This window comes from Deferrisoma palaeochoriense, from assembly GCF_054656955.1.
Genome location: NZ_BAAHXI010000048.1, coordinates 12,076 through 32,544, shown reverse-complemented (window position 1 = coordinate 32,544; position 20,469 = coordinate 12,076). Strand labels below are relative to the sequence as shown.

At 70.7% G+C, this 20,469-nt stretch carries 17 protein-coding genes, 2 tRNA genes and 1 other RNA gene; 9 read left to right on the top strand and 11 right to left on the bottom strand.

Annotated elements, in window-relative coordinates:
* A partial coding sequence (locus tag ACYQ8L_RS13105; protein WP_459942254.1) for a response regulator occupies positions 1-641 on the top strand: 641 nt, incomplete at its 5' end.
* Between the two features lie 72 nt (positions 642-713).
* On the opposite strand, the gene ACYQ8L_RS13100 is transcribed toward ACYQ8L_RS13105, so the two are convergent.
* The 5 genes from ACYQ8L_RS13100 to larC all read right to left on the bottom strand — a co-directional run bounded on the left by ACYQ8L_RS13100 (position 714) and on the right by larC (position 6,369).
* Positions 714-790 (bottom strand) — tRNA-Met (locus ACYQ8L_RS13100).
* 63 nt (positions 791-853) lie between these two features.
* Entirely contained in the window at positions 854-2,362 is a 1,509-nt protein-coding gene (locus ACYQ8L_RS13095; protein ID WP_459942253.1) for an FG-GAP repeat domain-containing protein, read from the bottom strand.
* A gap of 45 nt (positions 2,363-2,407) precedes the next feature.
* Positions 2,408-3,100 carry a RadC family protein gene (radC, locus tag ACYQ8L_RS13090; RefSeq protein ID WP_459942252.1) on the bottom strand — a complete coding sequence of 231 codons (693 nt, stop codon included), beginning with the start codon at positions 3,098-3,100 and terminating at the stop codon, positions 2,408-2,410.
* A 68-nt stretch (positions 3,101-3,168) separates the two neighbouring features.
* The gene (locus ACYQ8L_RS13085) at positions 3,169-4,962 is read right to left on the bottom strand and encodes a B12-binding domain-containing radical SAM protein (RefSeq protein ID WP_459942251.1); all 1,794 of its coding nucleotides are present in this window, start codon (positions 4,960-4,962) and stop codon (positions 3,169-3,171) included.
* A 231-nt stretch (positions 4,963-5,193) separates the two neighbouring features.
* Positions 5,194-6,369, bottom strand: a complete 1,176-nt coding sequence (larC, locus tag ACYQ8L_RS13080; RefSeq protein ID WP_459942250.1) for a nickel pincer cofactor biosynthesis protein LarC — start codon at positions 6,367-6,369, stop codon at positions 5,194-5,196.
* Between the two features lie 194 nt (positions 6,370-6,563).
* Here larC and ACYQ8L_RS13075 point away from each other — a divergent pair, with 194 nt between their 5' ends.
* Complete coding sequence (locus tag ACYQ8L_RS13075) at positions 6,564-7,439, top strand: bifunctional 5,10-methylenetetrahydrofolate dehydrogenase/5,10-methenyltetrahydrofolate cyclohydrolase (protein ID WP_459942249.1); 876 nt, start codon at positions 6,564-6,566, stop codon at positions 7,437-7,439.
* An 18-nt stretch (positions 7,440-7,457) separates the two neighbouring features.
* The gene (locus tag ACYQ8L_RS13070; RefSeq protein WP_459942248.1) at positions 7,458-8,084 is read left to right on the top strand and encodes a cyclodeaminase/cyclohydrolase family protein; all 627 of its coding nucleotides are present in this window, start codon (positions 7,458-7,460) and stop codon (positions 8,082-8,084) included.
* Positions 8,085-8,198: 114 nt separating this feature from the next.
* On the opposite strand, the gene ACYQ8L_RS13065 is transcribed toward ACYQ8L_RS13070, so the two are convergent.
* The gene (locus ACYQ8L_RS13065) at positions 8,199-9,548 is read right to left on the bottom strand and encodes an O-acetylhomoserine aminocarboxypropyltransferase/cysteine synthase family protein (RefSeq protein ID WP_459942247.1); all 1,350 of its coding nucleotides are present in this window, start codon (positions 9,546-9,548) and stop codon (positions 8,199-8,201) included.
* Positions 9,549-9,587: 39 nt separating this feature from the next.
* On the opposite strand from ACYQ8L_RS13065, the gene ACYQ8L_RS13060 reads away from it, so the two are divergent.
* Positions 9,588-11,909: a tetratricopeptide repeat protein gene (locus ACYQ8L_RS13060; RefSeq protein ID WP_459942246.1), complete on the top strand. Its 2,322-nt coding sequence runs from the start codon at positions 9,588-9,590 to the stop codon at positions 11,907-11,909.
* A gap of 55 nt (positions 11,910-11,964) precedes the next feature.
* Positions 11,965-12,426, top strand: coding sequence for a PPC domain-containing DNA-binding protein (locus ACYQ8L_RS13055; RefSeq protein WP_459942245.1), 462 nt, complete (start codon positions 11,965-11,967; stop codon positions 12,424-12,426).
* Here the strand turns inward: ACYQ8L_RS13055 and ACYQ8L_RS13050 are convergent.
* The 5 genes from ACYQ8L_RS13050 to ACYQ8L_RS13030 all read right to left on the bottom strand — a co-directional run bounded on the left by ACYQ8L_RS13050 (position 12,423) and on the right by ACYQ8L_RS13030 (position 17,711).
* Positions 12,423-12,614, bottom strand: coding sequence for a hypothetical protein (locus ACYQ8L_RS13050; protein ID WP_459942244.1), 192 nt, complete (start codon positions 12,612-12,614; stop codon positions 12,423-12,425). The two genes, ACYQ8L_RS13055 and ACYQ8L_RS13050, sit on opposite strands and share 4 nt — an antisense overlap.
* A 74-nt stretch (positions 12,615-12,688) precedes the next feature.
* Complete coding sequence (galE, locus tag ACYQ8L_RS13045; protein WP_459942243.1) at positions 12,689-13,678, bottom strand: UDP-glucose 4-epimerase GalE; 990 nt, start codon at positions 13,676-13,678, stop codon at positions 12,689-12,691.
* On the bottom strand, positions 13,671-14,684 hold the full coding sequence (locus ACYQ8L_RS13040) for a UDP-glucuronic acid decarboxylase family protein (protein ID WP_459942242.1): 1,014 nt from the start codon (positions 14,682-14,684) through the stop codon (positions 13,671-13,673). Before ACYQ8L_RS13040 ends, galE begins: the two co-directional genes overlap by 8 nt.
* A gap of 33 nt (positions 14,685-14,717) precedes the next feature.
* Entirely contained in the window at positions 14,718-17,030 is a 2,313-nt protein-coding gene (locus tag ACYQ8L_RS13035; RefSeq protein WP_459942241.1) for a sensor histidine kinase, read from the bottom strand.
* A 288-nt stretch (positions 17,031-17,318) separates the two neighbouring features.
* On the bottom strand, positions 17,319-17,711 hold the full coding sequence (locus tag ACYQ8L_RS13030; protein ID WP_459942240.1) for a hypothetical protein: 393 nt from the start codon (positions 17,709-17,711) through the stop codon (positions 17,319-17,321).
* Positions 17,712-17,862: 151 nt separating this feature from the next.
* On the opposite strand from ACYQ8L_RS13030, the gene ACYQ8L_RS13025 reads away from it, so the two are divergent.
* The 4 genes from ACYQ8L_RS13025 to dnaX all read left to right on the top strand — a co-directional run bounded on the left by ACYQ8L_RS13025 (position 17,863) and on the right by dnaX (position 20,448).
* Positions 17,863-18,372 carry a nucleoside deaminase gene (locus ACYQ8L_RS13025; RefSeq protein WP_459942239.1) on the top strand — a complete coding sequence of 170 codons (510 nt, stop codon included), beginning with the start codon at positions 17,863-17,865 and terminating at the stop codon, positions 18,370-18,372.
* A gap of 35 nt (positions 18,373-18,407) precedes the next feature.
* A tRNA-Ser gene (locus ACYQ8L_RS13020) sits at positions 18,408-18,497 on the top strand.
* A 52-nt stretch (positions 18,498-18,549) separates the two neighbouring features.
* Positions 18,550-18,648: signal recognition particle sRNA small type (gene ffs / locus ACYQ8L_RS13015), an RNA gene on the top strand.
* Positions 18,649-18,723: 75 nt separating this feature from the next.
* Positions 18,724-20,448, top strand: coding sequence for a DNA polymerase III subunit gamma/tau (dnaX, locus tag ACYQ8L_RS13010; protein ID WP_459942238.1), 1,725 nt, complete (start codon positions 18,724-18,726; stop codon positions 20,446-20,448).
* Positions 20,449-20,469: the final 21 nt, after the last annotated feature.

The window sequence follows — 20,469 nt, the reverse complement described above, 5'->3', positions numbered from 1 at the left end:
CGCTTACCGACGAGGGGTGCGGTATTCCCCCCGAGGTGCAGACCCGGATTTTCGAGCCATTCTTCACCACCAAGGAGGTGGGGAAGGGAACCGGGCTCGGCCTGGCCGCGGTGCACGGGATCGTCAAACAGCACGGCGGGACGATCCGGGTTTCCTCGGTGGTGGGGCGCGGGACCACGTTTCGCGTGTACCTCCCGTTGGCTGTGCGGGCGGAGCGGGTGGAGGGACGAGTCGGCGCCCGGGAGACGATGCCCCGTGGACGGGGGGAGCGGATCCTGGTGGTGGACGACGAGCTCGAGGTGGCGGATTTCCTAGCCCAGACCCTGGAGACCTTGGGATACCGGGTCGAGGCGGTGCTCTCGGCCGAGGAGGCCTGGCAGCGGTTCTCGCGCTCGCCCGGGGCCGTGGATCTCTTGATCACAGACCAGACCATGCCGGGAATGACGGGGCTCGCCCTGGCCCGGCGGTGTCGGCAGCAGCGGCCGGATCTTCCCGTGGTGCTGTGCACAGGGTACGCCTCGGCGGTAACAACCGAGGAGCTGGCGGCGGCCGGGGTCGCCGTGCTCCTGGCCAAGCCGGTGTCGCCGCGGCAGCTTGCCGCCGAGGTGCGCCGGGTGCTCGACCGGGAGAATGGGGCGTAGGTGAGGCGCGGTTCTGTCTTCGGAGCCAAAGAAAACGGCCCGCCGCGGAAAACGCGGCGGGCCGTTTGGTCTTGGTGGCGGTGCAGGGACTTGAACCCCGGACTCGGCGGATATGAGCCGCCTGCTCTGACCAACTGAGCTACACCGCCGGAAGGGGCGCTTTATATATGCAGGCGGCCGGCCCTGTCAAGGTGCCGCACCGCCGGAGCCGGTCACGGCAGATCGTAGGCCAGGAGCCGGTGCCGCTCTTTGCGGAACAGGGTTCCCTCGGTCTGGACCAGAAGTGCGTAAAACCGCTTTCCCCCCGCCGTGGGGTCCCAATCGATGTCCACGAACGCCCCCGGCACCTTGGGCCCCTCGGCCACCGGCACGAGGGTGAGCCCGTCCCACTTCCACAGGAGCGCCTGGCCGTGGGAGAACGCGGCCACCCGCTGGAACACCCGGCTCAGGGTGCCGTGGTTGCGGAACAACACGAACTGGGGTTCGGTGCCGGCGAGGCGCGAGAGGGTCCGGCCGTGGACCCGGTAGTAATCCTCGTCCTGGTAGTCCCGCACCCGTTCCTCGCCGCGGAGGGCCACCCGGCTCCCCTTGACCGGGTCGGCGCTCTCGAACAGTTCGGTGCCGGTGCCGTCGTACAGGCGCAGCCGGTCCGACTGGGTCGTGACGGCCCAACCCGGGGTGTCCGGGCCGAGGGACACCGGATCCAGGTTCACGGGCAGGGCCGCCTGCGGCAGTTCCAAGACGTCCCCCGGCTCGTAGGCCGCCCCCGTCCATCGAAGCCGCCGGAACGAGCCGTCGAAGAGATCCTTTCCGACGCCCGGGCGGGCCACGACGGCTTCTGGTTTCGGCCGGGGCCAGGCCTTCACGGCCCCCGAGATGCGTTCTCCCTTGGAGGCAAGGGCCGAGCCGAACCACTCGAGGGCCTGGCTCACCGGATGGGTGCCGTTCATCCCCGCCACGAACACCTCGGGTTTGCCGTTTCCGTCGAGGTCGGCCGCCGACACGAGGGCCGGCCGGATGCCGGGGGGCACGGGCGTCTCCCAGAGTTTCACGAAGGTCTGCCCGGTGTCCCGGTACGCGGTGAGTCCGTCCCCGGTGAGGACCAGGATCTCGGTGGTCCCGTCCCCATCCACGTCGGCGGCCGCGAGACCGAGGGCGTCCCCGTCCACGGCGGAGCCGACCCGGGGCGAGGCGAGGGGGTTGGTGGCCGGCGCGACGGCGGAGGGGGACGCCGGGCTGGGGGCCGTCGTGGACGGCTCCGGGGCCGCGGGAACCGGCGACGGGGAGGGGGAGGGGCGGGCCTGCACGTGGCGCAAGAGGTGCTGCCGGAGTTCCCCGGCCACCGCCTCCAGGGCGCCGAGAAGCTCCTCCGGGGCCTTGACCGTGCGGTACGACCGGGTCCCCTCGGCCGTGGCACCCTCCGGGGGGACGAGGGCGGCGTCCAGGCTGTAGGTGGGACCGAGCCGGGTCACCGTGGTTCGGACCGTCCAGTCCTCGGGCCGGGCTTCGTGCGCCCGGGTCACGGTGTAGCCGGGGCCGTCGAGCCGGCTTGCCAGGGCGGCCTCGAGACCGGGCTTCAGGGCGTCCAGGTCGGGGGCGTTGTAGATCTCGAACGGGAGTACCACCAGCCGGTCGGCCGCCATGGCCGGGCGAACCACCAGGGGGGCGGCGACCAGGACGAGCGCGAGGGTGAGCGGCAGCAGTCGGGGGCGTAGGACCATGGGCGAACGACCGTCCTTTCCGTGGAAGGGGGCGAGGGGGGGCGGTCAAGCCGGAGGAAACTCCCCCTCGTCGGCGAAGCTGTAGTAGCGCCCGTCCCCGAGGACCACGTGATCCAGGACCCGGATCCCCAGGAGCCGGCCGGCCTCCCAGAGCCGGCGGGTGAGGTCCCGGTCGTCGGCGCTCGGGGTCGGGTCGCCGCTCGGATGGTTGTGGGCGAAGATCACGGCCGAGGCGGCCTCCCGCACGGCGGCCCGGAACGCCTCGCGGGGGTGCACGAGGCTCTGGGTGAGGGTGCCCTCGCTCACCCGTTCCTCCCGTAGCAGGCGGTTCCGGGCGTCCAGGAGGAGGCAGTAGAACCGTTCCTTCTTGACCTCCCGCAGTCGGCCGGAGAAATGCTCGAACACCTGCCGGCTCGCCCGGAACGGCTCCCGTGCGGCGAGCCGACGGGAACCCATGCGCCGCCCGATCTCGAGCGCCGCCATAACGGCCGCCGCCTTGGCGGGCCCCACCCCGGGATGCCGGGCGATCTCGGCGCCGGCCGCCTGGGCGAGGCCGTCCCACGAGCCGCCGAAGGCGGCCCACACCGCCCGCGCCAGGTCCAGGGCCGAGGCGCCCCCGGTGCCCGTGCGAAGCAGGATGGCGAGGAGTTCCGGGTCGGTGAGGGCGTCGGCGCCCCGGGCGAGAAGCTTTTCCCGGGGCCGGTCCTCCTCCGGCCAGTCGCGGATGCCCGATCCCATCGGCACCCCCTTGGATGGGCTCCCGGACGGAGACGTTACCGGATTCTAGGAGGGGGGGAAACCGGGTGTCAAACCGCGTCCGCGGTTCCGTCGGGCTCCCCGGAGAGGGCCCGCCGGTACGCGCGAAGCCCCCGACGGGCCGTGCCCGCCAGCCCCAGGGCCAGGTCGCGGCAGGCCCGGCGGAACTCCGCCGGGTCGGCGGGCACGCCGAGCACCAGCGTGCGGCCCTTTCGAAGGGCCCGCAACGGACCGGCGTTGGCGGTACCGGTCGGGAACTCGGCCTGGGCCGGCACGAGGATCGCGTCGGCAGCCGGGATCGCGTCGCCCAGTTTGCGCAGGAGGGTTTCGGGCGCCTCGGCGATGTCCACCACCGAGATCCGAAGGCCCTCGGCCAGGCGCCGCAGGAACGCCAGGTGCTCCGGCGGGAACCCCTGGGTGACCAGGGCCAGGCGCCGGACGCGCTCGAGGCCCAACCCCTTTCGCACCGCGTGAAGGTGGGCGACCACATGCGCCCGCAGGTCCCGGGCGAAGGGGCGGCCACTCCGGCGGAACCGCCGGGCGTGGTGCCAGGCGTGGAGCCCCACCGCGGCCTCGAGCCACCGGCGCCCCGCCGCGGCCCGCGCCACCTTGCCCAGGCTGTAGAAGCGCACGTGGGCCCGCACCACCTCCCGCTGGAGTTCGTGAGCGGTGAACCGCGCCGGTTCGAACACCACATGGTGGCCGTCGTAGAGGTCCCACCGTCGGGTCAGGAGCCTGCCCTGGGCGGCCATGTCGTCGTAGAGGCCGGTGCCCGGAGTAGGAGTGAGGACGAGGAACTGCACCGTTTCGATCCCGGCCTCCCGGGCGAACCGGACGGTTTCGCGCACCGTGGCCGGGTCGTCCGTGTCGGCCCCGATGACGAACATGCCGTGGACCCAGATCCCCTCGTCCCGGAACGTGGCCACGGCCCGGCGAATGTCTTCGACGGTCTGTCGCTTGTCGTAGGCGGCGAGCGTCTGCGGGTTCACCGACTCGAGCCCGACGAACACGCACCAGCACCCCGACCGGGCCATGAGGCGCACGAGCTCCCGGTCGCGGGCGAGGTCCACCCGCACCTGGGCCGACCACTCGAGGCGCAGATTCCGTCGGAGGATCCCCTCGCAGATCTCCCGGGTGCGGCCCCGGTGGGCCGCGAAGTTGTCGTCGCAGAAGAACACGTGGTCGGTGGTTCGGGCGTAGGCCTCCAGGTCGGCAAGCACCCGTTCGGCCGATTGGAACCGGTACCGGGCCCCGAACATGGGGATCACGGAACAAAACCGGCACCGAAACGGGCAGCCCCGGCTCGTGGACACCGGGGTGACCCGCCGGCCGTTCCAGTGTTCCACGAGGGAGAAGTCGGGGGTGGGCAGGCCGTCGAGGTCCTCCAGGAGGGGCCGGTCGGGCGTATGGACCACGCGGTCGCCGTCCCGGAAGGTGAGCCCGGGGATCCGCCCGAACGGCCGGCCGGCCGCGAAGGCCTCGATCAGGTCGGGCACGGCTTCGTCCCCCTCGCCCCGCACCACCGCGTCGGCGTGGGCCAGGGCCTCGTCCGGGAGGAACGTGGGGTGGGGGCCCCCCAGGAACACGAACTTCCCTAGGGCCCGAGCCCGGTCGGCCCACTCGTAGGCCCGGGCCGCCGTGGTGGTGAGGCTCGAGATCCCCACGGCATCGGCCCACCGCAGATCGTCTTCGGTGAGCGGCCGGACCTCTTCCACCACCACCCGGGTTTCGTGGCCCCGATCCCGGAGCAGGGTCCCCAGGAGCACCGGGCCGAGCCGCGGCAGCCGGATCCGGCTGAACACGTGGGGCCGAGGGGGGCGGGGTTCGACGAACAGGATGCGCATGCCCAAGACCTCCTTCGATGTGATACCAAGGTGCCTTCAAGCAGACACCCAGCCCGAAGCCCGGCAAGGGGCCTGGTTCCGTCCGTGCGTGAGTGCGGCATCCGGCTACTGTAGGAGCCACGCCCGGCGCTCCACCAGGCCCCCTGCCGGGCCGAATCAGGAAACGGTAGCTTTGAACGTAACTTGGTATGAAACGACGTTTGCGGGAGGATAGCCCTGCGGGGGGAAAAGTCAACCCATGTTTTGCCAGACGGCCTCGTACACGAGTTTGAGGGGGACGTCGTGGCGCCGGGCGATCGCGAGGCAGTCCTCGTACTCGGGGGCGCGCTGGAAGACTTCGGTTCCCTTCCGGCCGACCTTGACCCGTACGGGGCCCCAGGGGGTTTCGGCCGTGGTCCAGGTGCGCTCGAGGCAGGCCCGGGACCAGCGGCTCTTTCGCACCCCGAGGGTGGTGGTGTGGCGCCAGAACGCCTCCTCCACCGCCGGTTCCCGCTCCGGGGGGCAAATGGCCGCCACCAGGTGGGCCGGCCGTCCCTTCTTCATCAGGATCGGGGTGATCCAGGCATCGAGCGCCCCGGCCTTGAGGAGCGCGCCGATCACGGGCCCGAGGAGCTCCCCCGGGATGTCGTCGAGGTTCGTTTCGAGAAGGACCACCTCGTCGCCGGCGACGGTGTCCCGGCGGCCCAGCCACACCCTCAGGCAGTTGGGCCGGTCCTCCAGACGGGTCGTGCCGAACCCGGTCCCCACGGCCTCCAGGGCGAGGGCGGGTGCCGGGCCGAAGCTCCCGGCCAACCCGGCGGCCAGGGCCGCACCCGTGGGCGTCACCGTTTCCATCTCGGCCTCGACCCCGCGGACCGGGACCCCTCTGAGCAGTTCCAGGGTGGCCGGCGCCGGGGAGGGCAGCACCCCGTGGCTCGATCGGATCTGTCCCCGGCCCAGGGGGAGGACCCCGCAGGAGACGGAGTCCACCCCCAGGGCGTCGAGCCCGGCGGCCGCGCCCACCAGATCCACCACGGTGTCGGCGCCCCCGATCTCGTGAAAGTGCACGTCTGCCGGATCGACCCCGTGGACCCGGGCCTCGGCCCGGGCGAGCCGGTCGAGGAGGTCGAGGGCCCGGTCCCGGACGCCTGGGGGGAGGTCCGCCCCCGCGATCGCCCGCCGCAGTTCCGCGGCGCGACGGTGGGGCGGCTGTTCGGGCGGTTCGACCCGCACCCGAAGGGCCCGGCCCCGAAGCCCGTGGGAGGTCACCTCGGGAAACGAAACTTCGATTCCGCGCACGCCGGCCAACCGGGTCGAGGCGATCGCCCGCCGGATCTCCTCCGGGTCGGCCCCCGCGTCCACGAGCGCGGCCAGGAACATGTCGCCGGCGATGCCGTTCCACGGGTCGATATGGAGGTGGCGTGCCATGGGATCTCCGGATCACGGGGGAAGGGAGCGGACCCAGTGTACGATTTCGATCGGGCGAGGCAACCCTTCGCCCGGCAAAAGCCGTTTCGGGTTCGCTTGACACCACACGGGCCCTATGTTTTCTTACGCCGGGTTTCGTGCCCCGCGAGGGGCGTTTTTTCCACGGGGAGTTTTTCCGAAGAAGGGAGGAAGCCATGGCCGCAAAGATCATCCAGGGAGGCCCCATCGCCGAGGAGATCCGGGGAGAGCTCGCCCGCGAGGTGGAGGCCCTCAAGGCCAAGGGGATCGTGCCGAAGCTCTCGGTCGTGCTGGTGGGGGACGACCCCGGGAGCGTCTGGTACGCCCGCAACAAGGTGAAAACCGGGGAGAAGGTCGGGGTGGTGGTGGAGGTGAACGAGCTGGCGGCCGACACCCCCGAAGCCGAGGTGGTGGCCTTGGTGGAGAAGCTCAACGCCGATCCGGACGTCCACGGCATCCTGGTGGAGTTGCCGCTTCCCGGCCACATCGATAAGGCAAAGGTGATGAACGCGATCACCCCGGCCAAGGACGTGGACGGGGTGACCGCGGTTAACCGCGGCTACGTGCTCGGGGGCCAGGAGGACCTGGCGCTCGTGCCGGCGACTCCGCTTTCGTGCATTGAGCTCATCCAGCGTTCGGGGGTGGAGCTCAAGGGCCGCCGGGTCACGGTGGTAGGCCGGGGCGACACGGTGGGCCGGCCCCTGGCCATGCTCCTTCTCCAGAAGGGCCGGGACGCCACGGTCACGGTGTGCCACTCCCGCACCAAGGACCTCGCCGGCGCGTGCCGGTGGGCCGAGATCCTGGTGGCCGCCGCGGGGGCGGGCCCGGACCATCTCATCAAGGCCGACATGATCGCGCCGGGCGCCGTGGTGATCGACGCGGCGATCAACGAGAAGCCCGACGGTTCGATCACGGGCGACGTGGACTTCGAGGCCGCCAAGGAAGTGGCGAGCGCCATCACCCCGGTGCCCGGCGGGGTGGGGAGCCTGACCACCACGATCATCCTTTCGAATACCATCAAGGCCCTGAAGCTCCAGAAGGGCCTGTCCTAACAACGGAGGGGAGGAGCCATGTCCATCTACGCGAAGAGCCTAAACGAGTACCTGGCCGAGGCCGCGAGCAAGAGCCCGACCCCGGGCGGGGGAAGCGTGAGCGCGGTGGTGGCGGCGAACGCCGCGGCCATGGTGAGCATGGTGGCGAACCTGACGATCGGGAAGAAGGGGTACGAGGAGGTCCAGGACCTCGCCAAGGAGATCGCCGACGGCTGCGCCAAGGCGATCGAGGACCTGAAAACCCTGACCGCCCGGGACATGGAGGCCTTCGAGATCTTCATGAAGGCCTGGCGGATGCCCACCGACACCGAGGAGCAGCACAAGGCCAAGGATGAGGCCATGGAGAAGGCGGCCCAGAACGCCTCCCAGGTGCCCCTGGAGATCTGCAAGGTGTGCCTGGAGATCCTCAAGATGGCGGCGAAGCTCGCGCCGGTGGGGAACAAGGGCGCCATCTCCGACGTGGGCGTGGGTGCCTACATCGCCGAGGCGGCGCTGCGGGCCGCGATGCTGAGCGTTGACATCAACCTGCCCTCGATCAAGACGGCCTCGTTCAAGGAGATGCTGGTGCGGGAGCGGGCCCGCCTCTTTGTGGAGGCCGAGGAACTGAAGCTCCAGGCCCTGGCCGACGTGAAACGCCGGCTCTAGGTCGAGCGGCCGGGAGTCTTCCGGACAAATAACGGCGGCCCGGGATCGCGTTCCCGGGCCGCCGCTTTCGTTTGGCGGGCGAGCGCCCGCGGACGGAGGGACGGCGACCGAGGTTTACGAGGCCGCGGCCCGGAGCGCCTGGTCCAGATCCTCCAGAATGTCGTCGATGTGCTCGATGCCCACCGAGAGCCGGATGAAATCCGGGCTCACCCCGGCGGCCTCCTGCTCCTCCGGCGTGAGCTGGGAGTGGGTGGTGGAGGCCGGGTGGATCGCGAGGCTCTTGGCGTCGCCGATGTTCGCCAGGTGGCTGAAGAGCTTGAGGTTGTCGATGAACCGCTTCCCGGCCTCGAGCCCGCCCCGGATGCCGAACCCTACGAGTGCCCCGAAGCCGCCTTTCAGGTATTTCTTGGCCAAGTCATGGGTGGGGTGGCTGGGTAGACCCGGGTAAAGAACCCAATCCACCTCCGGATGATCCTCCAGAAACCGTGCTACGGCCAAGGCATTCTCGCAGTGCCGCTCCATGCGCAGGTGCAGGGTTTCGAGCCCCTGGAGAATCAGAAAGCTGTTGAACGGCGACAGGCACGCCCCGGTGTCGCGAAGAAGGATGGTGCGCGCCCGGATCACGTAGGCGGCCGGGCCCACGGCGTCGGCCCACACCACGCCGTGATACGATGGGTCGGGTTCGGTGAACATGGGAAAACGGCCGGAGGCCTTCCAGTCGAACCTACCGCTGTCGACGATAACCCCGCCGATGCTTGTTCCGTGGCCTCCGCAAAACTTCGTGAGGGAGTGGACGGCCACGTCGGCGCCGTGGTCGAACACGCGGCAGAGGTAGGGGGTGGCCACCGTGTTGTCCACGACGAGCGGAACCCCGGCTTCGTGAGCTACCTTCGCGATCGCCTCGAGGTCCGGCGTGTCGAGGCGCGGGTTCCCGATGGTTTCCACGAACACGCACCGGGTTCGTTCCGTGATCGCCTTGGCGAAGTTTTCCGGATTGGAACCGTCCACGAAGGTTGTTGTTACCCCGTACCGGGGCAGAGTGTGGAGGAAGAGGTTGTACGTGCCGCCGTAAAGGCTCGCGGAGGAGACGATGTGGTCCCCTGCCTCGCAGATGTTCAGGACGGCATAGGTGATTGCGGCCGATCCCGAGGCGGTGGCCAGAGCGCCCACGCCACCCTCGAGATGCATCATGCGCTTTTCGAGAACGTCGGTTGTGGGATTCATGATCCGGGTGTAAATGTTTCCGGTCGCCTCCGGCGGGAAGTCCGTGGGCCGGAGACCCTCCTGAGAAAGATTGAGACGGGGGGCCCACACCTCGGGCTTGAGGGAAAAGAGGGACGCGGCGTCCTGTGTGTCCTGGAACACGTAGCTCGTGGTTTGGTAAATGGGAACGGCACGGCTACGGGTGGCCGGGTCGGGCGACTGCCCGGCGTGAACGGCCAGGGTTTCCGGTTTCCACGACATGGGGCGCTCCTTTTGGTTGTTGAGTGATCGAGGTCGCCAATGAGTATCCGAGATGTCCTCCGACGTCAAGGGAAATGGGTGGGGCTCGTGTGGGTTTTCGCGGCGGTGTGCGCGGCGACGGTGGCGGGAGCGGCCGATGCCGACCGGGCGGCCGAGCACCTGCGGCGGGCCGAGGCGTACCGGGCCGAGGGTAAGCTCGCCGAGGCGGAGATCGAACTGCGCGCGGCGGTGCAGGCCGACCCCGCCAGCGCCCCGGCGCACCGGGCCTTGGCCGAGGTGTACCTGGCCCGGGGGGACGGCGCCGCCGCGTTCCGGGAGTTCCGGGAGGTCGTGAGCCTCGATCCGTCGGACGGGGAGGCCCGGCTTCGGGTGGCCGGGTTCTACCTGGCGGGGCGCCGGTTCGCGGACGCGGAGGAGCACGCGGCCAAAGCCGCGGAGCTCCTGCCCGACCGGTTCGAGCCCTGGGTCGTTTTGGGCCGGGCACGGGCCGGCCAGAAGAAGTGGGACGCGGCCACCGAGGCGTTGGAAAAGGCCCTGGCGAAGAACCCGGACGCGGAGGCCCTGTGGGTCGAGGCGGCCCGGATCCGGCTGGCCGCGAAGGACCCGGAGGGCGCGGAGCGCTTCCTACGCCGGGGGCTCGACCGGGTGCCGCCTTCGGCGCGCCTTCGGGTGGCGCTCGCGAACCTCTTGGCGAGCCGAAACCGGACCGACGAGGCCGACGCCATCATGGAGGAGGTGCGAAACCTCGCGGAGGGGAACCCCGACCTCCTCGAGGCGGTGGCCGTGTACCGGCTGCGCCGGGGCGACCGGGAGGGCGCGGAGTCCGTGTTGCAGGCCGCCTTGGACGAGGCCGGTGAGGATCCCAAGGCCCGCCGCCGGGCGCTGGCCGCCCTGGCCGGGTTCTACTCGGTCACCGGGGATCTCGCCCGGGCTCGCCGGACCCTGGAGGAGCTCCAGACGCTGGCGCCGGACGACCCGGCGGTGCTCCTTAGGCTTGCAAACGTGTACCTCCTGGCGAACGAGCCAGACCGGGCCGAGCCCCTGATCGGGAAACTCCGGGAGAAGGCCCCCTCGGACCGCAACGTAAGGCTTCTGGCCGCCCGGCTCGATCTGGCCCGCGGGCGGGTGGCCGAGGTGCGCGAGGCGCTGGAGGCCCTGGTGGCCGAGGCGCCCGACTCGGTGAACGGCAATCTCTTCCTGGGCAAGGCCTACGCCATGGAGCGCCGCTGGGAGGAGGCCCGGGAAGCCTACCGCCGGGTGGTCGCCGAGGTGCCGAACCACTACTTCGCAAACCTCGACCTGGCGAAGGTGGCCCTGGAGCTCCGGGACCCGGGGGAGGCGCGGGAGGCGGCCGAACGGGTGCTCGGCGTGCGGCCCGACGACCCCGTGGCCCGGGAGATCCGGGCCACCGCGCTCCTCCTGGGGGGGGACGCGAAAGGCGCGGAGGCCGAGTTCCGGTCACTCTTGAAGACGAGGCCCGGTGACCCTCGGCTCTTGCTGCGGTTGGCCCAGAGCCTGGAGGCCCAGGGCCGGGGGGAGGAGGCGTTGGGGGTGTATGAGGAGCTCCGGTCCAAGGCGCCGGCCGCCGTGGAGCCGGTTCTGCGGGAGATGGCCTTGCTCGACCGGTTGGGCCGCCACGACCGGGTGCGCGAGGTGGGGGAGGCGTTCCTGCGGGTAAACGGGGAGGTGCCGCGCGTTCTCAACGCCCTGGCCGTTCACGCCACGAGCCGGGGCGAGCCCGACGCGGCCGAGGCGTACCTCAAGCGGAGCCTGGCGGCCGACCCCTCCTCGGCGGAGACCCGGGAGCTCCTGGCGCGGCTTCGGATGGCGCAGGGGCGGGTGGAGGAGGCGGTGGCGGCGCTCGAGGAGGCGCTGCAGGGGGAGCCCGACCGGGTCTCGAGCCTCCTCCTGCTCGCGACGATCCGGGACGGCACGGGCGCAAAGGAAAAGGCCGAAGCGCTCTACCGCAAGATCCTCGCCCTCGCTCCCCGCCATCCGGTGGCCGCCAACAACCTGGCCATGATCCTGGCCGAACGCGACGAGACCCTGCCCGAGGCGCTGCGGCTGGCGGAGATCGCGGCCGAGGAGGCCCCCGACAACCCGTTCACGGCCGACACCCTGGGGTGGGTGCTCTACCGCCAGGGCGCCTACGAGCGGGCCCGACGCCAGTTCGAGGCGGCCCGCAAAAAGCTCCCCGGAAACCCCGAGGTGGCCTACCACCTGGGGGCGACCCTGGCGAAGCTCGGGGACCGGACCCGGGCCCGGGCCCTCCTGGAGGAGGCCCTGGCAGCCAAGGAGAAGGGCCTCTGGGCGTTCGACGCGGGCCAGCTGCTGGAGGAGCTCAAACAAGCCGGGGAATGACGGGGCCGTCGACCGCGGACCGTAGGCCGTGGACCGAAGTCCAAAGGAGCGAGCCATGAAGGCAGAAGAAGCGCGAGCGGGGCGGGTGTTCGTGCTGCGCCTGGAGGACGGCGACCGCCTGCCCGAGGCGATCGAGCGGTTCTGCGCCGAGGCAGGGGTCCAACGGGGCGTGTGCTGGATGGTCGGTGGCGCGGGGGCGGGGCGGCTCGTGGTAGGGCCCGAGACCGGGGACGCCCGGCCCATCGTGCCCATGGTGGCGGGGCTCGACGGCGTGCACGAGGCGGCGGCCGTGGGCACGATCTTTCCCGACGACGAGGGTGCGCCCCGGCTCCACATGCACGCGGCCCTCGGCCGGTCGGGCCGCACCGTGACCGGGTGCGTCCGGCTGGGGGTGGAGGTCTGGGAACTGGGGGAGGTGGTCCTCCTCGAGATCGAGGGGAGCTCGTCCCGGCGCCGGCCAGATCCCTCCACCGGGTTTTCGGTGCTGGTTCCCGGCGGCGGGGCCCCCGCGGGTTAGTTCACCAGCTCCTCCGCCCCCTCGTCCGCGAGCCCCGCCCGCACGAGCAGCATGTACTGGGCGAGCTGCTCGTGGAGGAACTCGATGTAGCGCAAAAGCGCGCGGATGTCCCGGAACATCTGGTAGTCCGAGACCCCCGCGAGCACGTCGTCGTACCGGTTTCGGATGGTTCGGTATTCCCGCAGCATGGCCGATCCTCCCGCCCCGGCGGACATGGGGGGCCGGGGCCTGGGGTACGCATCGGCCGGGGTCCGCCGCGGCTTTACCGGTCGGCCGGCGGGCCCTTGCGGTGCCAGTTCCAGGCCGTCTCCAGGATCACGTCGAGCCCCGGGTACCGGGGTTTCCAGCCCAGTTCGTGCCGGATCTTCTCGCTCGATCCCACGAGCACCGCCGGGTCCCCCCACCGGCGGCGCGCCTCCAGGACGGGGATCTCCCGGCCCGTGACCCGCCGGGCCTCCTCGATCACCTCCCGCACCGAGTACCCCCGGCCGTTCCCCAGATTGTACGACCGGCTCTCCCCGCCCCCGAGCAGGTGCTCGAGGGCGAGCACGTGGGCCTCCGCCAGGTCCGTCACGTGGATGTAGTCGCGGATGCAGGTGCCGTCGGGGGTGGGGTAGTCGGTGCCGAACACGGCGATGTGGGGCCGCCCGCCCAGGGCCACCTCGAGCACCAGGGGGATGAGATGGGTTTCCGGGTCGTGGGCCTCGCCGATCTCTCCGTCGGGGTCGGCGCCGGCCGCGTTGAAGTACCGCAGGTTCACGTGGCGCATGCCGTAGGCCGTTTCGAAGTCGGCGAGCATCTGCTCCACCATGAGCTTGGTGCGGCCGTACGGGTTGATGGGGCGCTGGGGGTGGTCCTCGGGGATCGGGACCCGCTCGGGTTCGCCGTAGGTGGCGCAGGTGGACGAGAAGATGAAGAACTCGCTTTCCACCTCCTTCATCGTCTCCAGGAGCGCGAGCGTGGTGGCCACGTTGTTGCGGTAGTAGGGCCCGGGATCCCGGACCGACTCGGCCACGTAGGCGTAGGCCGCGAAATGCATCACGGCCCGGATCCGGTGCTCCAGGAGCACGGCCCGCACCGCCTCGCGGTCGGCCAGGTCGGCCTCCACGAACGTGCCCCACCGGGCGGCCCACCGGTGCCCCCGTTCCAGGTTGTCGGCCACCACGGGGTGAAACCCCCTCTGGGCTAGGAGCTTGGCCACGTGGGAGCCGATGTACCCGGCGCCCCCGGCCACCAACACGGCTTCAGACATGGGACGGCGTCCTTTCCAGCGGGTTGTCCCGGAGCCAGTCGTCGAAGTAGTCGATGGTTCGGCGAAGCCCCTCCCGGAGCGGCACCTTGGGTTCCCACCCGAGCTTCTCCCGGGCCAGCGCGATGTCGGGCCGGCGCTGCACGGGATCGTCGGCCGGGAGCGGCAGGAACCGGATCTCGGAGCGCGACCCGGTCATCTCGCGCACGAGCTCGGCCAGTTCCAAAATGGTGAACTCCTCCGGGTTCCCCAGATTGACCGGCCCCGTGAACCCGTCCTGCTCCATCAGGCGCACGAGCCCCTCCACCAGGTCGTCCACGTAGCAAAAGCTCCGGGTCTGGGACCCGTCGCCGTACACCGTGAGCGGAAGCCCCCGAAGGGCCTGGACGACGAAGTTCGACACCACCCGGCCGTCGTCCGGGAGCATCCGGGGGCCGTAGGTGTTGAAGATCCGGGCGATCCGCACGTCCACCCCGTTCTGGCGATGGTAATCCATGAACAGGCACTCGGCGGCGCGCTTGCCCTCGTCGTAGCAGCTCCGCACGCCGATGGGGTTCACATGGCCCCAGTAGGTCTCGGGCTGGGGGTGCACCGTGGGGTTGCCGTACACCTCGCTGGTGGAGGCCTGGAGGATCCGGGCCTTGACCCGCTTGGCAAGTCCCAGGGTGTGGATCGCCCCGAGCACGCTGGTCTTGATGGTTTTCACCGGGTTGTACTGGTAGTGGACCGGGGAGGCCGGGCAGGCCAGGTTGTAGATCTGGTCCACCTCCACGAACACGGGGTGGGTGATGTCGTGGCGCAGGAGCTCAAAACCGGGGTGGCCCAGGAGGTGGGCGATGTTCTGCTTTCGGCCCGTGAAGAAGTTGTCGAGGCACAACACCTCCTTGCCTCGCCGGAGAAGGGCCTCGCACAGGTGGGAGCCGAGGAACCCCGCGCCGCCGGTGACGAGCACCCGCCGGTCGGTGCGAAGCGCGGGGTTGTAGATGAGCCGGTTGGGATCGATCTGCATGGGAACCTTCACCTCCGGGGATCGGGCGGCCGATCATACGGAGGCGTCGCGGTCGAGGTCAAACGCCTCCCGCGCGGTGGGCAGGGTGAAACCGAACACGCTTCCCCGACCGGGTTCGCTCTCGACCCAGATCGTCCCGCCCATCCGCTCGACGAGCTCCCGGCAGATGGCAAGCCCGAGCCCCGCCCCTTCGGTTCCGGCGTTCTTTCCCCGGGCGAACTTTTCAAAGATCCGTTCCCGTTCCTCGGCCGGGATGCCGGGCCCGGTGTCGGCCACCGTCACCTCCAGATGGCCGGGGCCGGCGTCCCGGACGCTCACCCGGATTTCCCCGTGGGGGGTAAACTTCGCGGCGTTCCCGACGAGGTTGAACAGGATCTGGGCGAGCCGGTCCGGATCGGCCCAGGCCCGAGGGGTGCCCGCCGGGGCCTCGAGCGACAGCCGGACGGGGCGCCCGCCCACGAGGGCCCGGGCTTGGTGGAGCACTGCCTCGGCCACGGCCTTGACGTCCACCGGGCAGGGGGCGATGCCGACCCGGCCGGACTCGAGACGGGAGAGGTCAAGGATGTTTTCGATGAGCCGCAGGAGTCGCCGGCCGCTTTCGGCGATGCGTTCCAGGCTCTGGGCCTGATCGGGGGTCAGCGGGCCGTCGAGTCCCTGGATCATCGCCTCGGAGTAGCCGATGATGCAGTTCAGCGGCGTGCGCAGTTCGTGGCTCATCTGCAGGAGAAACTCCGTGCGCACCTGGTCCGTCGCTCTGGGAGGGACCCGGGCGTCGGGCTTCGATTCGAGCCGCTCCAGGACCTCGCGCGCCCGTTGAAGCTCCCCGTAGACCCGGAAAAGATCCTCGGTTTTTTCCCGCTCTCGCTCCTGGGCCTCCTTGATCTCCGAGATGTCCCGCACCACGGCCTCCACCTGCTCGCGGTCTTCGACGAGAGCGAGCCGAAGGCTCCACAGGGCCGCTACCGTCTTGCCGTCGGCCCGCCGCAGCGGCAGTTCGTAGTTGCGGATCCGCTGACGCTGTCGCAGTCGGGCCACCACCGCGGGCCACGCCCGGGGTTCGGCCAGTATCTCTCGGGGGGAAAGGCCAAGCACCTGACCGGGAGGCCGGCGCAGGATCTGGCAAAACGCGCTGTTGGCGTGGAGCACGGTTCCCGCGGTGTCGAGAACCGCGATGCCGTCGGGGGTCATCTCCAGGAACTCCCGGAACCTCGCCTCGGTTTCCTGGAGCCTTCCGGCGCTTCTCTGCACCTCCTGGGCCAGGCGGTCCATGGTGTCGGCGATGGCCGCGACCTCATCCGTTCCCCCGGGTTCCTCGGGCACGAGGGCCGAAACCCGCTCGCGCAACCGCGTCCAGGGCCGCAGCGCCCGGCGCGCCACGAGAAGGGCGACGGCGGTGATGACCCCGGCCGTCAAGAAGGTGAGGAGCACCGCGGCCCGGGCGTACCTCCCCGCCAACGCCTGCGTGGCCCGCACCTCTGCGGCGCGGGAAACGGCCGGGACGGCAGCCACGGCGTACCCCAGCACCCCCTCGTCCACCTCCACGGGGGACCATCGAAACGGCACGGCCGCCGCGGCGGTCCCATCCAGATCCACCCACCGGACCCCGAGTTGCCCGGCGTCGGCGCCGGTCAAAGGGTCGAAGACCGGTTGTAACAGCGTTGCCGCGGGGAGGGGCGGGCCGATCCGGTGGGGTGTGCCCCCCTTGTCGAAGAACACGAGGCAGGTGGGCGCGGGCAGGGTGGCCACCAGGTTTTCGAGGTGCTGGAGATCCAGATCCACCCACACCACCGGGCCCGGCGTGCCCGGGGCCGGTGTCCACGAGACCGTGATCCGGGAAAGAACCCGGGGTGTTTCGGACGATCCCCCTTCCGCCTCGAACCAAAATCCGGTGTCCGACGGTGTGGGAGAGTCCGGTTTGGCGATCGGAGATGGCGGTTCAAAGGGCCCCACCTCGAACCCTTCGGCCCCGGCAGGGGCGCGGTAGCCCGCCCGGAGGTACAGGGGAGGCCAGATCACCGGGGAGTCCGGCGTCGAGCCCGTGCGCACCGGGGCCAGGTGGGTGCGGCAGAACTCCTGGTACACGGAGGGATCGGCCGGCAGATGGCCGAGGAGCCGGAGATCGGCAAGCGAACGCTGGAGCAGGGAAGACGCCCGGTCCGCGGCCCGCAGCGCCGCGCCCAAGGCGGTTTGTCGGGCGCGCGCATCGAGGAGCTCCGACTGCGCCGCCGTGAGTTCGTGGCCAAGTCGCGCAAACCCCGCCGCGGCTAACCCCCCGAGCACCGCGAGGGGCAGCAAAGAGCAGGCGAGAAGCGCGAGGACCAGGCGGCGTTCGGTTCGCAGGCGCACCGTGAATGTCCGGGACGGGAGATGTCGACGGCCAGTGTACCGCCCCGGTGGGCGCGAGGAAACAGCGACTTCGGCCGCGGGGCGCCGGTCGGCGGCCTCCGGTCCCTTGAGCGTCAGCGGCTGCCGTATCAGGGGCCAGAATTCGGAGGACAGATGTCAGGAACCCCCTGTCTTCTGGCACCTGGCACGGTCGCCGCTCCCACGGGTGAGGTCAAGGGAATGGCGTGGGGCGCCCAGGAGGCATCCGCGCCCCGGTGTCGTCGCGCCCGGGCGGCGGCGCCCCTTGTTTCAGGCCGCGAGCGGCCGGTTCCGCAGGTCCTGGCAAAGTTCGAGAAGGTACCGCAGGCTCTCGTAGGGTTCCGCCACGCGGGGGGAGGCGGCAAAGAGCCAGGGCAACCAGCGTTCGGCGGGGGTGCCGAACCGGGCGCGAAGGGCCCGGAAGAGTTCCCGGCGTTCCCCGAGGTCGTCGCGGTGGGAGAGATGGGCCGTGAACACGAACCCGGCGCCGGGATTCCGGATTCGTAACAGGGCCCGGCCGGGCTCGAGTTCGAACCCGGCCCCGGACAGACGCTCGAGGTGTCGGCGTGCCTCTGCGAGGACCTCCGCCGGGACGGCCCGTTCCCACTCCTGCCCGGGGGGGAGAAAGGCGCGGAGGAGTTCTTCCAGCGTGGTAGCGGCCATGGTCACCTCCTTGTGGCAGGGGTCTCGCTTTGTGGGTAATTGCACAAATCGTGCCCGGGTCGGGGGGACCACGTGCCCGGCCTTTGCCCACCCGTTTGCCGGGCCTTGTGCCGTCTGGCCGGGGGACAAGAAGGCGTGGTAGAGTCCCGCCATGAGCGTTGCAACGGTCCAGGAGCAGTGGTATCTTCCCGAGTCCCGCCTCGACCGGGCCATGGCCATGGCCCTGGAGGAGGCCCGGGAAGCGGCCCGGAAGGGGGACGTGCCGGTGGGCGCCGTGGTGTTGTGGGAGGGCGAGGTGTTGAGCCGGGCCCACAACCGGCGCGAGGAATGGGGGGACCCTCTGGCGCACGCCGAGTGCCTTGCCCTTCGCGAGGCCGCTCGGCGGGTGGGGCGGTGGCGGCTCGACCGGGCCGTCCTGGTGGTGACCCTGGAACCGTGCCCCATGTGCATGGGGGCCGTGCTCCAGGCCCGGGTACCCTTGGTGGCGTACGGGGCGGCGGATCCGAGGGCGGGAGCGGCCGGGTCGCTGTACGACCTGAGCGACGACCCGCGGCTGAACCACCGCGTGCGGGTGGTGCGGGGCATCCGGGAAGCCGAGGCGGCGCTGTTGCTGCGGGAGTTTTTTCGGGAGCGGCGCGGGCCCGGCAGCGAGTGGGACTGATCGGGGCGGCCGGCGAATGGGAGGTGCGAACGCGCGGAGAGGTGGCCGAGTGGTCGAAGGCGGTTGACTCGAAATCAACTGTACCCTTTCGGGTACCGGGGGTTCGAATCCCTCCCTCTCCGCCAGTTTTTCCTTGTTTGGTTCCGCAACAGTGAAAGCGGCGCGGCCAGCACGGGCGGCTTGGCCCTGCGCAACGAGGCCTTGGTGAACCCCGTCAGGTCCGGAAGGAAGCAGCGGTAGCCGGGAGCCTCGTGTGCCGCAGGTCGCCGAGCCGCCCTTGGTGTCCGCGCCGCTTTGCGTGTGGGGAGCCGGGTCGGTCCCTCCGAGGGCCCTTCCCACGGGAATCGTCGCATGGCGTATCAGGTGTTGGCGCGCAAATGGCGGCCCCAGCGGTTCGCGGAGTTGCGGGGCCAGGCCCACATCGTTCGGGCCCTGACGAACGCGCTCAAGGCTGGGCGCATCGCCCACGCTTACCTCTTTACCGGCATCCGGGGGGTGGGCAAGACCTCGGCGGCCCGGATCCTGGCGAAGGCCCTGAACTGCCCCCGGGCCACGCCCGAACCCTGCAACGCGTGCCCCTCCTGCGTCGAGATCACCCAGGGTCGCAGCCCCGACGTCCTGGAGATCGACGGCGCCTCCAATACCGGGGTGGACGACGTGCGCCGCTTGCGGGAGGCCGTTCGCTACCCCCCGCAGCAGGGCCGGTTCCGGGTGTACATCATAGACGAGGTCCACATGCTCTCCACGGCGGCCTTCAACGCGCTGTTGAAGACGCTGGAGGAGCCCCCCGAGCACGCGGTCTTCGTGTTTGCGACCACCGATCCCCACAAGGTGCCGGCCACCATTCTGAGCCGGTGCCAGCAGTTCGATTTCCGGCGGCTGGACCGCCGGGAGTTGGTGGGGCTCCTGGGCGACGTGGTGAAGGCCGAGGGGATCGAGGCCGAGCCGGCGGCGCTGGCGGCCATCGCCCGGGAGGCGGACGGAAGCGTCCGGGACGCCCAGAGCCTGCTCGATCAGGTCATCGCCTACGCGGGCGAGCGGATTACCTACGAGGCGGTTCGCGACGTGCTGGGTGTGGTGGACCGGGAGCTCCTCCTGGGCCTGGCCGAGCGCATCCTGGCTCGCGACGCCGGCGGCGTGTTGGAACGCCTGGGGGAGGCCCGCCGGTTCGGCGTGGATGTGGGGCGGCTCGCCCAGGACCTCCTGGAGCTGTTCCGGGATCTCGCCGTGCTGCGGGCGGTGGGGGATGCCGAGGGGGTGGTGGACCTGCCGCCGGAGGAACGAGCCGAGGCCCAGCGGGTCGTGGAAGGCCACTCCTGGGAGGAGATCCACGCCCGGTTCGACATGCTAGCGCGTGCGCTCGAGGGGCTGCGGCTCGCGGCCGAGCCCTGGACCGTGCTGGAGATGGCCCTCCTGAAGCTCGCGCTTCTGCCGCCGCTCGTCCGGTTGGCCGACGTAGCCGCGGGGCCGGTGGGGGAGGGAGGGGGCGCCGCGGTTCTTCCCGAACGGCCGGCGGCGAAGAGGGCCCCTCCCGGAGGGCCTGCCGAGCCGCCATCCCGGCCGAAACCCCCGACCCGACCCTTGGTCGAGCCCCGGGACGATGGACCCCCGGCGTCTTCCCCCGAGCGGCGGATCGCCGAAGCCCCGATCCCGGAATCCGTGACGGAGGAAGGCACCGCACCGGCGGTCGAGCCGCCGGACACGGCGGCAGGGGCTTGGGGGCGGTTCCTCGAGGCGGTCCAGGAGTCCAACCGGGTGCTCTGGAACGTGCTCCGAGACCACGTCCAGTTCCGGTCGTGGGACCCGGAGGCCCGACGCGTGTACCTGTCCACCGATCGGGAACACCTGTTCTTTTTCCGTTCGAAGGCCGAGGTCCTCGGAAACGCTGCGGTTCGGGTATGGGGGCCGGGGGCGAGCGTGGACTGGGTCGTCGAGGAATCGTCACCGGCCGCCCGGCCCGGGGGGAGCGATCGGGCGCGGCAGTTGCGGAAGGAGGCCCTGGAACACCCTTTGGTACGGGACGCCATGGAGATCTTCGATGCCACCGTGGAAGAGGTGAACGTGCTGAAGCGATAGGGTGCTGGGCGGGAAACGAAA